Raw genomic sequence first — 15,588 nt, 5'->3', positions numbered from 1 at the left:
GCCGGGGAACGCTGAGCCGGAAGGCCGCACGGGCAGGACAGCCGCCGGCCGCCCGTCCGGCGGTCCGTCCCGGCAAGCGACGATGGCGAAGTATGCCACCTTCGCCATCTTTGCGCTGAACGGACTGGTCTTTGCCAGCTGGGCAGCCAGGATCCCCGCGGCCGCGGCAGCGTTGGAGATCAGCGCCGGCCAAATCGGGGCCCTGTTGCTGGCTCTCGGGTTGGGCTCGGTCATTTCGCTGCCGCTGGCCGGACCCATCGCGGCCCGAATCGGCACGGCCAACACCGTCCGCGCCGGCGGCCTGATCGCCGCCGTCAGCGCTGCGGGCCTCGCCGCGGCGCTCGCTGCCGGAACCGTCCCCGGGGCTGCCGTCGCACTGTTCTGCTACGGCATCGGCGTGGCGTGGTGGGACGTGGCGCAAAACATTGAAGGCGCCGACGTGGAGCGCAAACTGCTGCGCACCATCATGCCGCAGTTCCATGCCGCCTTCAGCCTCGGCGCGTTCGCCGGCGCCATGCTCGGCGCGTGGCTCTCCGTCCTCGGCGTCTCGCTCTCCGTCCATCTGGCGGTACTGGCCGGGGTCGTCGCGGTCGCCACCTGGCTGGTGCCGCGCGCCTTCCTGCCGCATCTGCCGCGTCATGAGGACGACGACGGCGGTGCTCGCCGTGGGCGGTTTGCCGCCTGGCGCGAGCCGCGGACGGTGCTGATCGGCGTCGTCGTCCTCGGCGCCGCCCTGACCGAAGGAGCCGCCAACGACTGGATCGCGCAGGCCACCGTCGTCGGGCTCGATGCCACCGAAGCCTTGGGCGCGGTGATGTTCGGTGTCTTCGTGGCCGCCATGACGCTGCTGCGCTTTGCCGGCGGCCGGTTCATCGACCGCTGGGGGAGGGTGGCGGTGCTGCGGATCAGCCTGGGCACCGCGCTGGCCGGCCTGTTGGTCTTTGTCTTCGCGCCGAACCTGCCGCTGGCCTTCGCGGGTGCGGTGCTCTGGGGCGCCGGCGCCGCACTGGGCTTCCCGATGGGCATGTCCGCAGCCGCGGATGATCCCGTCCGCGCCGCCGAGCGCGTCTCGGTGGTTTCCACCCTGGGCTACGTGGCGTTCCTGGCCGGGCCGCCGTTCCTCGGCTTCCTCGGCGAACACGTCGGCATCCGCAACGCCCTGCTCGCCGTCGCCGTCCTGATGCTGGCCTCGCTGCTGACCGCCCCGGCCGCCCGCGAGCAGCGGCGCCCCCGAAGTTAACGCGGCGGCCACCGAGATGCCGCTCGCGCAGACGCCCAAGCCGGCTGACACTGGAAATTAATCAGGCTCGCCCCGATCCTTGTAGAACCATCAACGAGGGCCTTCAACAGCAGGAGGCAGGGCCATGAACAAGCCATCGGTAAATTCGGAGATCAAAGCAAAACACCGGGCCATGTGGGCACTCGGTGACTATCCCGCCGTCGCCACGGAGGTGGTCTCCGCGCTGGGGCCCGCCCTGGTCCAGGCAAGCGGCATCAAGCAGGGCGACCGCGTTCTGGATATTGCGGCGGGGTCCGGCAATGCGGCCATTCCGGCAGCGCAGGCTGGGGCGCGGGTCACCGCCGCGGATCTCACGCCAGAACTGTTCGAGCAGGGGCGCAGGTTGGCCGAACGGGCCGGTGTTTCCGTGGACTGGCAGGAGGCCGACGCCGAGGACCTTCCGTTCAGCGACGGTTCCTTCGACGCCGCGATCTCCTGCGTGGGGATCATGTTCGCTCCCAATCACCAGGCCAGTGCCGACGAACTGGTCCGGGTGCTGCGGGCCGGAGGGACGATCGCCCTTTCCAACTGGACCCCGGAGGGCTTTATCGGCCAGATGTTTTCGACCATGAAGCCTTACGCACCCCCGCCGCCCCCGGGTGCGCAGCCGCCACCCCTCTGGGGCAGCCAGCAGCATGTGGAGAGCTTGCTGGGCGAGCGGGCCACCGACGTCGTCGCCCGCCGCGAAAAGCTGACGGTGGACAGGTTCGGCACCGCGGAGGAATTCCGCGATTTCTTCAAGGCCTGCTATGGCCCCACGATCAACACCTACCGGAACATCGCGGAGGATCCGGACCGGGTGCAGGCCCTCGATCAGGACCTTGTTGAACTGGCTCGTCGACACGATCTCGGTGGCGGCACCATGGAATGGGAGTACCTGCTGTTCACAGCCCGCAAGGGATAATCACGCGGGACCAACGGTCGGGAGGCAGGGTCTGCATCGGTTGCCCGACCGTGTCAGTTTCCTATCCGCCGTCATGGGCGTCCTGGTGTCCGGCGGGGCGCGGCTGGGACGAAGTCGCGGTTGCGAAGCAGCGAGCTGACCGGGGCAACCGTGTGGCCGCGGAGGTGGATGCCCGCCGCTACGGCCACCGCTATCGCCCCGAGAAGTCCCCAGATGATGTCCGTCATGGTGTCCGGCAGGCTGGCGTTTTGTGAGTGGGTGCCCAGCAGGAGATCGCTGCTGAACTCGGCGATTTCCCAGGCGGCAGCGACGAAGCCGCCAGCAGTCACCACTCCGGCGACCACTAGAAAAGGCGGAAGATCAAGGCGTTTCCTGCGGCTGACGATGCCGAGGGCGAACACGACGGCGCACCCCACGAGGACACCGGACAACAAGTGGACGGCCTTGTCCCAGTTGGGCCAGAACGCATAGAGCCGCAGCCGGGCCCCGGCAAAGGGTCCCGCCAGCAGGAAACCCAGATAACAGGCGTGCACCCACGCGGGGAACCGGGCCTCGACGGCCAGCTCCAGCCTGGAGGGAACCAGGGCCGCCCCGATCAACAGGGCCGGAATGACTGCCTCGTTCCACGAATTCGTCATGGCTGCCGCTCCCAGGAAAACAAGAAACAGTCCCTCCACCGGGATCAGCATCACCGTTCCGGGGACGGCTAGGAGCGACCGGAGACCCGAGCGGAACGGTCCGGCCACAGTGCCGGTAGCGCCTTCCCTGCCGGCGGGCTGGCCGATCAGGGGCGCGTGGCCCTCCGGACGCGTGAGGTTCCGCTCCGGCAGGTCGGCGGCGCCGGAGGAGTCGGGGGCGGGCGGCAGATTCATGGTGTGGGCACGCTACCGGCCTGAGCTCAGGCGCGCAAGGACTGCGATCCGGGAGGGTGGGACAGGTGGGCTTCACCTGGTTCTTCCACGCCTCGCGTGCCATCAACTACAGTGACCCCATCACCTTCGAATGCTCATCCGCCGCCGCCGCACGCGGACCGTTTAACCTTCTTGCCGTCTGGCGGAATGTGAGGACCGACGGCGAGGACATGGTCATCCGGACCTACGAGGTCATCGCCCACCACCTGCACGCCGCACGGGCGGAGCAATGAAGGTGGATGAACTCGTCGCCCGCGTCAGGCAGTGGAAAGCGACCAAAGAGGCGCCGGTTGTTATCGGCGTGGTCGGCCCGCCCGGCGTCGGCAAGACCACCTTGGTGGACAGGCTCATCAAGGAACTGAACAAGGACTCCCCGGAGCCCGCAGGCCAGCAATACGCCCACGTCCCGATGGACGGCTTCCACCTCTCAGACCAGGAACTGACCCGCCTCGGCATCCTCAACAGAAAGGGCGCACCGGAAACCTTCGATGTGCACGGCTATGCGGCGCTGCTTCAACGGCTGCGGTCGGAGCGGGACGCCGTGGTCTACGCGCCGGGATTCGAGCGGACCCTGGAACAAGCCATCGCCGGCGTCATCCCCGTGTTCCCTTCCGCCACCACCATCCTTACCGAAGGAAACTACCTGCTGCTCGACAGCCCCGGATGGCGCGCAGTGCGGAGCCAGTGCACCGAGGTCTGGTACTGCGAGCAGGACGACAGCACGCGCATCCAGCGCCTCATCCAGCGACACATTGAGTTCGGCAAGAACCCCGCGGCGGCAAAAGCTTGGGTGGCCACCGTGGATGAAAGAAACGCCCAACTGATCCGTGCCACTCGGGAAGATGCAGACCTCATCGTCACCCTGGAAGAAGCCGTCGGCGCTGCCTGGCTCAAAGAGGTACGTGGGCCTGCGCACGGCGCCGAGACTATCTAGTCGATGCGCTCTGGCTCAGGCCAGGTGCGCAGCAGGTGCGGCCCCAGGTCCTCAATGGTCGCTGCGCCAACAAGCTGCATTGTCACCTCGATCTCCTTCGCCAGCAGTTCGATTACGCGATCAACGCCTTCGCGCCCGCCGGCCATGAGCCCATAAAGGTAGGCGCGCCCAATAAGGGTGAAGTCCGCTCCGGCGCATAGCGCCGCGACGATGTCCGCCCCGGACATGATCCCCGAGTCGAGGATGATCTCCACCCCGTCCCCGGCTTCGGCCCGCACCTCGGGCAGCGCGCGGAGCGAGACCGGCGCGCGGTCAAGCTGTCGCCCGCCGTGGTTCGAGACGATGAGGCCGTCTGCTCCGGCGTCGAGCGCGCGGCGTGTGTCCTCGGCCGTCAGCACGCCCTTGACTAACAGCTTCCCGGCCCACATCGAGCGGATCCATTCAAGGTCGGCCATCGAGAGCGACGGATCGAACATTGAGTTGATCAGCGTGGGAAGGTCTTGGCTGGTCCCGGACAGCGACGCGAACGTCAGCGGGTCGGTGGTGAGGAAGTTGAACCACCACTCGGGCCGATAGGAAGCATCGAGCACGGTCTTGATGGTCAGTCTGGGCGGAATCACCATGCCGTTGCGGGCATCCCTCAGCCGCTGACCAGCGACCGGCGTGTCGACGGTGACGAGCAGCGTGTCGAAGCCCGAAGCCTCCGCGCGGCGCAGCAGGTCGAGCGACTTCTGCCGGTCCTTCCACAGATACAGCTGGAACCAGCGCCGGCCCTCGGGAGCGGTTGCGGCTACCTGCTCGATCGAGCGCGTGCCCATGGTGGACAGCGAGAACGGGATGCCTGCCGCGGCGGCAGCGGAGGCGCCGGCATCCTCGCCTTCTGCATGCATGAACCGCGTGAACCCGGTCGGAGCTATTCCGAACGGCAGCGAGGAAATGCCGCCGGCGATCGACGTCGAGAGGTCCACCTTCTCCGTCCCGTGCAAAATGCGGGGGAGGAGTTCGACGGCGTCAAACGCCTCCCGTGTCCGTCTCGCCGTGAGTTCACGCTGGGCGGCGCCATCCACGTAGTCGAAAGCGGGCGTGGGGGTGCGGCGCCTCGCGGTCGTTCGAAGGTCCCACACATCTGCGGCGTGAGCCAGCCGTGCGGCCCTGCGGTCCAGGCTCGGGAGTTCGAACTTCAGCAGCGGGCGAAGTTCGCTCACGCGGGGGAATCTGCGCTTCATGGGGGTACCTCCAAGGGGTGGAATCAGGCCGCGGTGGTGCCGCGGCCGCGGGCCAAGAGTACGGCGATCACAGAAGATGCGCAGCATGCGGCGAGGAACAGCGCGGCCAACCACGTGCTGCCCTGTGCCGCCGCGATCAGCGCGCCCGCGATGAGAGGACTCAGGCCTGCCACGATCGCACCGTTAAGCTCGCGTGCCAGCCCGACGCCGGAGAAGCGCCGATCCGGCGGGAACAGATTGGTCAGGAAAGCGCCTTGAGCGCCGCTCGTCATCGCAATCACGACGCCGTATCCCACGGCAATAGTGGCCGTTGCCACCGCGACCGAGCCACTAGTCAGGGCGGCGAACAGCGGGAACGCGAACAGCGCGCCGGCGGCAGAGCCGATCGCGAGAACGCGGCCGGCTCCCCAGCGGTCGGCAAGCCAGCCGCCCGCGGGCGTTGCCACCACGCCCGCGAGGGAACCGACCGTGACGGCGAGCAGCGCGTCGGGACGGCTCATGCCCACGGCGGGGGAGGCCATCAAGCCGATGGCGAACACCGCCATGATGTAGTTCAGGGCATTGTGGCCGGTGATGGAGAAGAAGCCGATCAGGACGGCAACGGGGTCCTTGCGCAGGAGCTCCATCACTGGCAGCTTGCGCTTGCGCGCCTCGTCGGCGTGCTCGCTCGCCTGGCGGTATTCCGGCGTCTCCTCCAGTTTGGTGCGGATGAACAGGGCCACGAAGAACAGGACGGCGGACGCGAGGAACGGGATGCGCCAGGCCCAATCGAGCAGCGCAGTGTCGCCGGCCGAGGAAGCCCAGAGGAAGGCCACGGTGGCCAGTGCGATGCCCGCGGGTGGCGTTGCCAGCACGACGGCGGTGAAGAAGCCGCGCCGCTTGGCGGGTGCGAACTCCGCGACGAGTGTCATGGCTCCCGCGAGTTCGGCACCCGCGCCGAGTCCCTGAAGGAGGCGGAAAACGATCAGCAGGAGCGGGGCAGCAGCCCCGATGGCGGCCGCTGTCGGCAGGAGTCCGATGCCCACCGTCGCCGCCCCCATGAGCAGAATCGTCAGCAGCATCGCGGGCCGGCGGCCGTGCCGGTCACCGAGGTGGCCAATCAGCACCCCGCCCAACGGCCGGGCCACGAAACCGACGGCAAAGGTCGCGAACGCCGCCAGCGATGCTTCGGACCCGGTTCCGGCAAAGAAGAGAGGCCCGATGACGAGGCCGGCTGCCGCGCCGTACAGCGCGTAGTCGTACCACTCGATCAGTGTTCCGAGGGTCGCCGCGAAGAGCGCGCGTCGGGCGCCCGGGGTGAGCCTCGTAGGACTGGTGGCAACGACGGCGTTGGCCAAGGTTCCTCCTGGAGGAGCGGGAAGATGGTGTGCGGCAGGAATGCGTGAAATATATTTCTAGCATCTTGTGATACGATTCACAAGCCGGGCGAAGGGAGGAACCGTGGCTGACTCGATGACCGACAGGGTCGCCGGCGCGCTGCGCGCTCAGATCCTCGCCGGCGACTTGGCGCCGGGATCCCTCGTGGTTGAGCCCAGGCTTGCCGAGGAGTTTGGCGTCTCCAAAACTCCGGTGCGGGAGGCGCTGCGACTGCTCACCACCGAAGGCCTCCTGACCGTGCTCCCTAAGAAGGGTTACCTCGTCGTGACGATGAGCTCGCACGACGTCGCCGAGGTCCTCGACCTCCGCATGCTCCTTGAGCCGCATGCGTGCGCGAGCGCCGCCGCCTACGCAGATCACGAGCTGCTGACAACGCTGCGGGAACTTCTGGACAAGCAGCGTGAGAAGGCCGTGGTTGAGCCGCTCGCGAGCATGGAGCACGCCTACTCGTTCCATCGCGCCCTGGCGCGGGGTGCGCGGAACCGCAGGCTCGACGATTTTTTGGCCCGATGCCTCGATGAGACCTCCCGCGCCTACCGCGTGCTGCCCGGCCTTCACGCCCACTTGGCTGCGGACCAGGAACTGATTGAACACGAGGCCATCTACACGGCGGTGGCCGCTGCCGATGGCGCAGGCGCCGCCGAGGCAATGCGAACCCATCTGCGCAATGTACGGTCCGCGATGGCCCGTCAATTCGAGCGGCCAAGTGACCTTTGGGCTTAATGGCGGCGTGGTCCACCGTACGGAAGTTGTGATGAACCAGGTTGCGACTGCTCGCGTAGGTGTGCTGCATCGTCCTTGACGAGACAGGGAAAAAGCCCGAAGTGTTGCCCAGGGCGCATTCCGGCCATAGCCTTTGCTCAACGACAGGAGACGGGTATGGGATTCGCCATCATCATTGCCACCCTTTTTGTGGCATGTATTGCCTGGGTGGTTTTAGGTGCAAGGGCTGACCGCCGATCCGTAAAAGGTGCCCGGACTCCGATGCATGCGGAGACAGCCGGCACCGCAGCCTATGGGACCACTGCCTTCGGAGGAGATGCCGGCGGTGCAGGTGGTGGCGACTGCGGCTGAGGGGACTCGACGGAGCCCGGCCCAACGGGCGACGCAGGAAATGCCATCACGATTCCCATTCCGCGAAACCAGGCCCATGAAGGATTAAGCCATGTCGTTTCAGAGCTACCTCGATAACATCGAAGCCAAGACCGGCCTCACCCCTCGCCAGTTCATCGGCCTCGCCCACGAGCGCGGTTTTGACAGGAGCACCAAGGCCACGCCGATCCTCGACTGGCTGAAGCAGGATTACGACCTCGGACGCGGGCACGGCATGGCGCTCGTGCACGTGATCACCAAGGGACCGCAGATCAGCGACAAGCACGTGGGCGGTGCCGGCACCCATGCCGACGCCAGCGACACCCTCTGGCTCGACGGAAAAGATACCAACCCGGCACGGTAGGGCCTGGCCTCCTCAGAGCAAGCCAACCTCAGGGCTGCCCATACTTACGCTGGCGCTCCCAGATGTTCGCGCAGGGTGCGTCCCGAGTACGAGGTCCGAAAACGGCCCCGTGATTGCAGTTCCGGGACGACGCCGTTGACGAAGTCTTCGAGCGAGGATGGGTAGAGCGCGGACATGATCACGAAACCGTCAGCCGCTTCCGAGTCGTAAAGTTCGCACAAGTAGTCGGCGATGTCCGCCGGATCGCCCACGGGTTGCGGGTGCAGCTGGTTCATGGCTTGGGCGTTCGCCAGGTCGCGGACCGTCATGGATTGGCGGCGGGCTGCGGCCAGCAGCATCTGTTCGAACCCTTCGCTGCCGGTTGCGCCGCGGTGCGCCAACAGCAGCTGCTCGGCGCTTCCGTCGGGCTCCAACTCCTCCCGGGACGCGTGCAGGAGGCGGCCCAACTTCGTCAGAACGTCCTGCTCATCCAGCGCCGCTTCCAAGTCCCGGACGGTGGCGAAGGCGGCGTCGCGGGTCGACCCGGTGATCGGTTGTACTGCCGGTAGGACTGCCAGGTGGTCTGGGTTCCGTCCGGCGGCCACCGCACGGCAACGAAGTTCGGTCCGCACGGCACGCATGGCGTCCGGAGTGTCGGCAACGATGAACACGACCTCGGCCCAGCGGGCGGCGAACTCCATCCCGCGCGGCGAGGATCCGGCTTGCATCAGGACCGGCTTTCCTTGCGGGCTGCGCGGCAAGGTGATCGGCCCGCGGCTCAACGGCCGGCCTCCGGCAAGCAGGGGCCGTTCGGGTATCCGCTGCACCTGCTCAGGATCCGCGAACCGGCGCCGCGGTCCGTCCAGGGTCAACGCCCCGGGCTGCCACGTATCCCACAAGTCCACCACCGTCTGCACCACGTCGTCGGCCCGGTCATAACGTTCTGACTTGGGCGGGATGGAGGGCAAGCTGAAGTTGGCAGCCTCGGCATCGGTGGTGGACGTGACAATATTCCAGGCGACCCGACCGCCGGAGAGGTGATCCAGCGAGAGCAACTTGCGGGCGATGGTGTAGGCGGGGGTGAAGGTCGTGGAGATGGTCGCAGCCAACCCCAGGTGCCGCGTCGCGCCAGCTACCAGTGAGAGCGTGACCATGGGGTCGAGATAGATGGCGCCCTTGCCGCCCGTGACCAGAGTGGTGGCGAAGTCGCCCGTGTTGTCCTCCGGGACGGCCAGAGCGTCGGGCAGGAACAGCATGTCGAAGCAGCCTCGCTCCAGCGTTCGGCCCAAGTCGAGATAAAACTCGGCGCTCAGCCAGTCGCGCCTGGAGAGCGGGTGCCGCCAATTATCCGAATACTGGCTGGTGGGAGGGTTGACCATCGCCACCAGGTGCATGCCGTCAGCTGAAGAGCGCATCGTATCCTTCCAAGAAGCCCAGGATGTGGCTGAGGGCCAGGATTCCGCCGAGCACGGCCAAGACCGTTGTTGCCATCAGCCAGTCGGTGCTGTTGAGCGGAATCTTCCGCCACGTGGTCCGGGGGCTGAGGCCGAGGCCGCGGGATTCCAGAGACTGGGCCATCCGCTCGCCCTTGCGGACGGAGACGACCAGCAGGGCAAAGGCCGCACGGCGATAGGCGGACAGGCCACGCGGCAGGGTGCCGTCCGGGCGAAGCCGAGCCCGGACGGCGTGCGCCTGCCGGATGGTTTGCCACTCCCGCGGCATCTCCTGCAGCATGCGGTAGCCGGCCAAGACAGCGTAGGTGACCCGGGAGCCGAGCCGGGCGTGTTGATGCAGGCTCCCCATCAGCGCCACGCCGTCGGTCGAAGCGACGAAGCCGATGGCGAGTATGCCGATCACCAGCGTCCGCAGGGCCAAGGAACCACCCACCGACAGTCCTTCGACGGTGACCCGAACGGGCCCGGCCTCCCACAGGATCTGGCCCGGACGGCTGAGTGCGTTGACCAGGAAGATCCCCAGCCCGAAGGCGACGAAAGGAACGTGCCCTAGTGCCATGGCTTTGACCGGTAGGCGAGTGGACGCCTGGATCGTGGCCAGGGCGACGATGTAGAGGACCGCCGGCGTGACCGGATCAAAAACGAACACCATCGCCAACGAGACGACGAATAACAGTGCGAGCTTGACCGTCGGATTGCGGCGGGCGAGGACGCTGCCGGAAGCAGTGAACGCCGAAGTGGTGGCGGCGGTCATACCCGGCTCCCGGACAACTGCGGTGCCGTGGTGGCGCCGGATACAGCCGCATCCAGCCCGTTGAGCACGCGGCGGATGTCAGGCGCGGAATCGAACTCGGCGAGCAGCCAGTCGAGCAGCGGCGGCAGCCTCAGGCCTGCCCGCATCAGCACGTCTGGGTCGCGCAGCACATCGAAGATGGCTCCGTCGGCAATCACGGTGTGCTCTGCGACGACGACGGCGCGGTCGGCCAGCGTGGCAACGGTGCGTAGGTCGTGGCTGGAGAAGAAAATGGCACGGCCGGCCGCCGCCGCCTGCCTGAACGCGGCGGCGGTGGCAATGGTGTCCCGCCGGTCCAGGCCGAAGGTCGGCTCGTCCGCCAGTAACGAAGGCCGGTCATGCGCCAGCATGGCGGCGACGCTGAGGCGGCGTTTTTCGCCGCCGGACAAGCGAAAGGGGCTCTGGTCGGCCAGATGGATGAGCCGGTGCTGATCCAAAACGGTCTTGACGAGGCGGCCTGCATCGCCGGGAAGCCCGTGCCGGACTTCATCGACGACGCTGTGGGCCACAAACTGGTGTTCGGGATTCTGGAACACCATGCCGGGGCGGGCACCGGCCACACTTCCCTCGGCGGGCGGGAGGAGCCCGGCGAGGGTGAGCAGCAACGACGTCTTGCCCGTGCCGTTGGCGCCCAGCAGGGCGGTGATCTCCCCGCGCCTGAGCTCGAAGTTCACGTGCTTGAGGATGGCCGGCGCCGTTTCGGCCGTGCGCCGGGGCCGCCGGCGCTTTTTCAGTTCGGCGCCGCGCGAGACGCAGACATTCCGGGCGGTGAGGACGGTGTCGCCGATGCGGGGCGCCGGGGAAGCACCGTCGTCGTTCGGCATTCCCAAGCCGCGGGGAGCTTGCAGATCGTCGCCCTCACGGGGCAAGGCCAAAGCGCGGAGAGCTGCGCGTACCTCAGGGGTGGCCAAACCGCCGGGCCGCCCGGTGACCGCCAACAGTTCCGTTTCCAGCGGCAGCCAGCAACCCCGGGCATTGAGCTGTCCGGCGCTGCCTGCCAGTACAGCCGCGGTGTCGCCGTCGGCCAGCACCCGGCCGTCATCGCCGAGCACCACCGCCCGTTCCGGCAGGCCGGCAATTCCTGCGGGGCCGGCATAGTCGTCGAGCCGGTGCTCGACCAGCACGACTGACGGGCCGAAAGCGGCCGTGGCGGCGTCGATAGCCTGCCGCACCGCAGTGAGACCGGCTGGGTCGAGCATGGACGTGGGCTCATCGAGCAGCAGCAGCGCAGGTTCGGCGATCAGGCTGGCGGCCAGTGCCACGCGCTGGCCCTCGCCGCCGGAAAGCCTGTCGGTCTGCCGCTGCCGCAGGCCGGCCGCACCGACCGCCGCGAGTGCGTGGTCGATGCGGGCCGATATCTGTTCCGGGGGCACGGCGCGGTTCTCCAGCGGGAGCGCCAGTTCCTGTTCCACATCCGGCAAACAGACTCCGGAGGACGGGTCCTGGCTGAGGACGCCGATGTGGCGCGAGAGCTCGACGACGGACGCATCGATGGTGGATGTTCCATTGACCGACACGCTGCCCGTGAGCGTGGACAGCACCGTGTGCGGAACCACGCCGGTGATCGCCTGCAGGAGCGTGGACTTGCCGGACCCCGAGGCACCGAAAACGATCAGATGTTCGCCGGGGTCCAGCCGCAGCGTGACGCCGCGCAGCACCGCCGAGTCCCGCCGGGGGAACTCCACGGACACATCGGTGAGCTGAAGGGCAGGTTCAGCGGGCATTGGCCTTGCCCAGACGGGTGCGTCCGATCGCGAAGTTGTCCACGACGCCGGTCTTCGCCAGGTTGTCGACGATCACCTTGGCCAGCAGTCCGCCGAGAACCAGCCCGGAGATCAAGTGGATGACCAAGCGGAGGAAAAACACGTCCTGCCCGTACCAGCCGGACCGGAAGGCGGAGTAGAAGAAGACCAGCCCGGCGCCGAGCAGGCCCGACAACGCGTACGTGGCCCAGCCGTAGGAGCGGTAGCGGGTGGCGGCGAACGGGATCTCGCTGCCGATGCCTTGGATGGCCGCCGCGATGAAAAGCATCGGGCCCACCGCCGAGCCCAGGAACACGACCTCGATGACGGAGGCCAGGACCTCGGCGATGACGCCGGCAAAGGGCCGCTGGACGATGGCGATGGCGATCGGTGCGACCAAGAGCCAGCTGCCGGCGAGGAAATGCTGCGAGAGGTCTCCGGCGGGCCCCATCAGGATCGAGAGGGCGGTCCAGGCTTGGACGAAGACCCAGTAGAGGAAGCCGAAGACAACGCCGAGGACGACCAGCAGGACCAGATCTTTAAGGCTCCAGGAGGACCGTGTGCGGGCAGGGGTAGTTGAGGTAGACATGGGGAATCCTTTAAGTCCGGCGTCAGGACGCGGTGGGGCTGTTGATGGACAGGGTGGCGTGCGTGACGACGTGCTGAACGGACCGGCCGATCAGGACCCACCCCGCCGCGATGGTCTGTAGGACCTGGGCGACGTCCCCGTCCAGCCGGGTGACGTAGTGGTCTTCGGTCACGGTCACCCCGGTGGACTTGGCGTAATCGATGGCGGCGTAGATGTCGCGCATGTGGTCCGCTGTCGCGCTGCCGGGTCCGCCGTCGGCGAGCGGGTAGATTGCCCAGTCGGCCGCCGCTGTGATCCCGGTCGGTTCCAGTTGCGGGATCTCCGAGTACAGCGCCGCGCCGCCCGCGGGTATCTCGCAGCTGACGCCGCCCGGGCAGCCCCGGGACAGGTGGACCGCGGCCGCTACGTGTGCCCCGCTGCGGCCCGCCGCGGCGATTACCTGGCTCAGGTAACGCAGCACGTCCTGTTCGGCGCCGGAGACGTAGGTGCTGACCTTCCCGGTCTGCACCTCGAGCCCGGTGGCGTCGGCGTGTTCCAGCGCTCCCAGGATGACGTCGATGTAGTCATCGGCCATCACCGCCAAGGTCAGTCTGGCCCCGACGCCGAATTCGCGCGGCGTCGCCGTGAAGGATGTCCCGGTGGTGGATAAATGGTTTGCTGCCGTCGCGGCTGCGTCAGGTGTTCGCATTTTCGCGCCCTTCTGTTGAGTGAACAGGGCACGGGTGTGAGGGTTGCTCCCTGCGCTGGCATGATCCAGATCAGGTTCAACGGTCGAAACTTGAGAAGTTTCCTCTCAGCCCGGCTCACCGGACTCCCGTGTACAAGCCAGCAGCCTACCGGCAGGCCCGCCGGGTTGCGAAAGGGGCAGACCCGCATGCGTCACACTCCGGGTGGACCGTTTGTCCGGGGCAGCTCAGGGCTTCCCCCAATAGAGCCGTGAGGTCCGGGGCCCGTAGCGTCATCCTCAAGGACGATCCAGCCGCTGGCCAAGATCATCCCTGCGTGCGGTGTGCCGGCGGCCGGCGATCCGTAACGTAGCTAGTGGCCCCGAGACGGGCGCCATCCCAATCCACGAAGGACGGTTCAGATGATCGAGGCACAGGGCCTGGTCAAGGTCTACGGAAACAAACCGGCAGTGCAGGGTGTCTCCTTCACTGTGCAGCCCGGCCGGGTCACCGGCTTCCTGGGCCCGAACGGCGCAGGCAAGTCCACCACCATGCGGATGATCATGGGACTGGACCGTCCCACCTCCGGCGACGTGCTGGTCAACGGCAAGCACTACGCCAAGCACCGCGCACCGCTGCGCGAAGTCGGCGCCCTGCTGGACGCCAAGGCGGTACACACCTCCCGGTCCGCGTACAACCACCTCCGGGCGATGGCCGCCACGCACAGCATCCCCACCAAGCGGGTGCACGATGTGATTGAGCTGACCGGCCTCGGCGCGGTGGCCAAGAAGCGCGTGGGCGGGTTCTCGCTGGGCATGGGGCAGCGGCTCGGCATCGCCGCCGCGCTGCTGGGCGATCCGCAGACCATCATCCTGGACGAGCCGGTGAACGGCCTGGACCCGGAAGGCGTGCTCTGGGTGCGCAACCTGGTCAAGGCGCTCGCCGCCGAGGGCCGTACCGTGTTCCTGTCCTCCCACTTGATGAGCGAAATGGCGCTGACGGCGGACCACCTGATTGTGATCGGCCGCGGCCGGATCATCGCCGATGCGCCGATTCAGGACATCCTGAACAACCGGGCCCAGCGGGTGCGGGTGCGCACCGACCGGCCGGACGTCCTCACCCGGGCACTGGCCGGCGAAGGCGTCAGCGTGGAGGCACGCGAACCGGAACTGCTGGAGGTCAGCGGCGTCCCGGCCCGCGCCATTGCGGAAACCGCCCTCGCCCAGCAGGTGCTGGTCTATGAGCTGACCCCGCTGCAGGCGTCTCTGGAAGAGGCCTACATGGACCTGACCAAGGACGAAGTCGAATACCATTCCGGCCCGGTGGCCGACGTACATGACCATGCCGGCAACGCAGAGTCCGGACGGCACGCTGCTGTCGCCGCCGGCGCCGGCCAGGAAGGAAACTGACCATGAGCGCTGCAACCCTGACTCCCCAAGCCGGGCGCGTCACCGGCCACGGCGTAAGCTTCCCCCGCACGCTGCACAGCGAGTGGATCAAGTTCACCACGCTGCGCTCCACCTGGGTGCTGCTGGCCACCACCGTCCTGGTGATGGTGGGCATCGGCCTGCTCGGCGGCTGGGGCATCGCCACCGGCCTGGACCAGATGGAATCCGCCGGCCAGGATCCGGCCGCGGCGGGCATGGACAGCTCCCTCCTGTACCTGATGACCAGCGGCGGCCTTGACTTCGGCCAGCTGATCATCGGCTCGCTGGGCGTGCTGCTGATCGCCTCCGAATACTCCACCGGCATGATCCGCTCCACCATGACGGCGGTGCCGTCGCGGTTGTCGCCGCTGTTCGCCAAGGCCTTCGTCGTCGCGGTGGTCGCCGCCGTCGTCGGAATCCTCTCCAGCTTCATCACCTACTTCCTGCTGCAGCCGATCCTGGCCAATTACGGCAGGGAATTCGGGCTGGACGTGGACAACCTGGTGCAGTCCATGCTGCTCTCCGGCGTGTACCTGGCCATCGTGGCGCTCATGGGCCTGGCCCTCGGGTCCCTGCTGCGCAACAGCGCCGGCGGGATCGTCACCCTGGTGGTGCTGCTGCTGGTGCTGCCGATCGTCGCCCAGATCATCCCCTTCGACTGGGTACAGGACGGCGTCATGCCCTACCTGCCCTCCAATGCGGGACGGCAAATGGTGATGCTGGAAACGGCCGACGGCGACCTGACCCAGTGGCAGGGCGGGCTGGTCATGGCGGCCTGGGCCGCGGTGCTGCTGGCCGGCGCGGCGGTGACCACCAAGGCCCGGGACGTCTAGCCGCGGCTAGGCTCATTGC

16 protein-coding genes and 1 riboswitch are annotated in these 15,588 nt (G+C 67.5%); of the genes, 8 read left to right on the top strand and 8 right to left on the bottom strand.

Going from position 1 to position 15,588, the window contains the following annotated elements; all coding sequences use genetic code 11:
* The first annotated feature begins 82 nt into the window (after positions 1-82).
* Positions 83-1,240 carry an MFS transporter gene (locus E4J89_RS18545; RefSeq protein WP_136787706.1) on the top strand — a complete coding sequence of 386 codons (1,158 nt, stop codon included), beginning with the start codon at positions 83-85 and terminating at the stop codon, positions 1,238-1,240.
* 124 nt (positions 1,241-1,364) lie between these two features.
* The gene (locus tag E4J89_RS18540) at positions 1,365-2,183 is read left to right on the top strand and encodes a class I SAM-dependent methyltransferase (RefSeq protein ID WP_136787691.1); all 819 of its coding nucleotides are present in this window, start codon (positions 1,365-1,367) and stop codon (positions 2,181-2,183) included.
* A gap of 71 nt (positions 2,184-2,254) precedes the next feature.
* On the opposite strand, the gene E4J89_RS18535 is transcribed toward E4J89_RS18540, so the two are convergent.
* Positions 2,255-3,055, bottom strand: coding sequence for a hypothetical protein (locus E4J89_RS18535; RefSeq protein WP_136787690.1), 801 nt, complete (start codon positions 3,053-3,055; stop codon positions 2,255-2,257).
* A 65-nt stretch (positions 3,056-3,120) separates the two neighbouring features.
* Between E4J89_RS18535 and E4J89_RS18530 the strand changes: the two genes are divergently transcribed.
* A complete protein-coding gene (locus E4J89_RS18530) occupies positions 3,121-3,327 on the top strand; it encodes a hypothetical protein (RefSeq protein ID WP_136787689.1) in 207 nt (68 codons plus the stop codon).
* Between the two features lie 2 nt (positions 3,328-3,329).
* Entirely contained in the window at positions 3,330-4,028 is a 699-nt protein-coding gene (locus E4J89_RS18525; protein WP_240691985.1) for a nucleoside/nucleotide kinase family protein, read from the top strand.
* Here E4J89_RS18525 and E4J89_RS18520 read toward each other — a convergent pair.
* Both E4J89_RS18520 and E4J89_RS18515 read right to left on the bottom strand, forming a co-directional pair.
* Positions 4,025-5,254 carry an alpha-hydroxy acid oxidase gene (locus E4J89_RS18520; RefSeq protein ID WP_136787687.1) on the bottom strand — a complete coding sequence of 410 codons (1,230 nt, stop codon included), beginning with the start codon at positions 5,252-5,254 and terminating at the stop codon, positions 4,025-4,027. The genes E4J89_RS18525 and E4J89_RS18520 overlap by 4 nt on opposite strands.
* 23 nt (positions 5,255-5,277) lie before the next feature.
* Positions 5,278-6,591 carry an MFS transporter gene (locus tag E4J89_RS18515; RefSeq protein WP_136787686.1) on the bottom strand — a complete coding sequence of 438 codons (1,314 nt, stop codon included), beginning with the start codon at positions 6,589-6,591 and terminating at the stop codon, positions 5,278-5,280.
* 103 nt (positions 6,592-6,694) lie between these two features.
* Between E4J89_RS18515 and E4J89_RS18510 the strand changes: the two genes are divergently transcribed.
* Positions 6,695-7,354 (top strand): GntR family transcriptional regulator, encoded by a 660-nt coding sequence (locus E4J89_RS18510; protein ID WP_136787685.1) that lies wholly within the window; start codon positions 6,695-6,697, stop codon positions 7,352-7,354.
* Positions 7,355-7,796: 442 nt separating this feature from the next.
* Positions 7,797-8,087: a DUF4287 domain-containing protein gene (locus E4J89_RS18505; protein WP_136787684.1), complete on the top strand. Its 291-nt coding sequence runs from the start codon at positions 7,797-7,799 to the stop codon at positions 8,085-8,087.
* A gap of 44 nt (positions 8,088-8,131) precedes the next feature.
* On the opposite strand, the gene E4J89_RS18500 is transcribed toward E4J89_RS18505, so the two are convergent.
* From E4J89_RS18500 to E4J89_RS18480, 5 genes are read right to left on the bottom strand one after another with little or no spacing between them, the layout of a single operon-like run.
* Positions 8,132-9,481, bottom strand: coding sequence for an NtaA/DmoA family FMN-dependent monooxygenase (locus E4J89_RS18500; RefSeq protein ID WP_240691984.1), 1,350 nt, complete (start codon positions 9,479-9,481; stop codon positions 8,132-8,134).
* Positions 9,465-10,274, bottom strand: coding sequence for an energy-coupling factor transporter transmembrane component T (locus E4J89_RS18495; RefSeq protein ID WP_136787683.1), 810 nt, complete (start codon positions 10,272-10,274; stop codon positions 9,465-9,467). The genes E4J89_RS18500 and E4J89_RS18495 overlap by 17 nt, the downstream gene beginning before the upstream one ends.
* The gene (locus E4J89_RS18490; RefSeq protein ID WP_136787682.1) at positions 10,271-12,037 is read right to left on the bottom strand and encodes an ABC transporter ATP-binding protein; all 1,767 of its coding nucleotides are present in this window, start codon (positions 12,035-12,037) and stop codon (positions 10,271-10,273) included. Before E4J89_RS18490 ends, E4J89_RS18495 begins: the two co-directional genes overlap by 4 nt.
* Positions 12,027-12,644, bottom strand: a complete 618-nt coding sequence (locus E4J89_RS18485; protein ID WP_136787681.1) for an ECF transporter S component — start codon at positions 12,642-12,644, stop codon at positions 12,027-12,029. The genes E4J89_RS18490 and E4J89_RS18485 overlap by 11 nt, the downstream gene beginning before the upstream one ends.
* A gap of 22 nt (positions 12,645-12,666) precedes the next feature.
* Positions 12,667-13,332, bottom strand: a complete 666-nt coding sequence (locus E4J89_RS18480; RefSeq protein ID WP_136787680.1) for a YkoF family thiamine/hydroxymethylpyrimidine-binding protein — start codon at positions 13,330-13,332, stop codon at positions 12,667-12,669.
* A gap of 30 nt (positions 13,333-13,362) precedes the next feature.
* Positions 13,363-13,472, bottom strand: a riboswitch (TPP riboswitch).
* A 259-nt stretch (positions 13,473-13,731) separates the two neighbouring features.
* Here E4J89_RS18480 and E4J89_RS18475 point away from each other — a divergent pair.
* Both E4J89_RS18475 and E4J89_RS18470 read left to right on the top strand, forming a co-directional pair.
* The gene (locus tag E4J89_RS18475) at positions 13,732-14,718 is read left to right on the top strand and encodes an ABC transporter ATP-binding protein (protein ID WP_136787679.1); all 987 of its coding nucleotides are present in this window, start codon (positions 13,732-13,734) and stop codon (positions 14,716-14,718) included.
* A gap of 2 nt (positions 14,719-14,720) precedes the next feature.
* Positions 14,721-15,569: an ABC transporter permease gene (locus tag E4J89_RS18470; protein ID WP_136787678.1), complete on the top strand. Its 849-nt coding sequence runs from the start codon at positions 14,721-14,723 to the stop codon at positions 15,567-15,569.
* Positions 15,570-15,588 lie beyond the last annotated feature (19 nt).

It is taken from the genome of Arthrobacter sp. CAU 1506, from assembly GCF_005047635.1.
Lineage (GTDB): Bacteria > Actinomycetota > Actinomycetes > Actinomycetales > Micrococcaceae > Crystallibacter.
The sequence above is the reverse complement of the archived record's forward strand: the minus strand, read 5'-3'. Positions and strand labels throughout refer to the sequence as shown.

Excerpts from the sequence above, each read along its gene's own strand:
- E4J89_RS18545 (WP_136787706.1), top strand. The coding sequence starts at position 83 with ATGGCGAAGTATGCCACCTTCGCCATCTTTGCGCTGAACGGACTGGTC.
- E4J89_RS18540 (WP_136787691.1), top strand. The coding sequence starts at position 1,365 with ATGAACAAGCCATCGGTAAATTCGGAGATCAAAGCAAAACACCGGGCC.
- E4J89_RS18535 (WP_136787690.1), bottom strand. The coding sequence starts at position 3,055 with ATGAATCTGCCGCCCGCCCCCGACTCCTCCGGCGCCGCCGACCTGCCG.
- E4J89_RS18520 (WP_136787687.1), bottom strand. The coding sequence starts at position 5,254 with ATGAAGCGCAGATTCCCCCGCGTGAGCGAACTTCGCCCGCTGCTGAAG.
- E4J89_RS18505 (WP_136787684.1), top strand. The coding sequence starts at position 7,797 with ATGTCGTTTCAGAGCTACCTCGATAACATCGAAGCCAAGACCGGCCTC.
- E4J89_RS18500 (WP_240691984.1), bottom strand. The coding sequence starts at position 9,481 with ATGCGCTCTTCAGCTGACGGCATGCACCTGGTGGCGATGGTCAACCCT.
- E4J89_RS18495 (WP_136787683.1), bottom strand. The coding sequence starts at position 10,274 with ATGACCGCCGCCACCACTTCGGCGTTCACTGCTTCCGGCAGCGTCCTC.
- E4J89_RS18490 (WP_136787682.1), bottom strand. The coding sequence starts at position 12,037 with ATGCCCGCTGAACCTGCCCTTCAGCTCACCGATGTGTCCGTGGAGTTC.
- E4J89_RS18485 (WP_136787681.1), bottom strand. The coding sequence starts at position 12,644 with ATGTCTACCTCAACTACCCCTGCCCGCACACGGTCCTCCTGGAGCCTT.
- E4J89_RS18480 (WP_136787680.1), bottom strand. The coding sequence starts at position 13,332 with ATGCGAACACCTGACGCAGCCGCGACGGCAGCAAACCATTTATCCACC.
- E4J89_RS18475 (WP_136787679.1), top strand. The coding sequence starts at position 13,732 with ATGATCGAGGCACAGGGCCTGGTCAAGGTCTACGGAAACAAACCGGCA.
- E4J89_RS18470 (WP_136787678.1), top strand. The coding sequence starts at position 14,721 with ATGAGCGCTGCAACCCTGACTCCCCAAGCCGGGCGCGTCACCGGCCAC.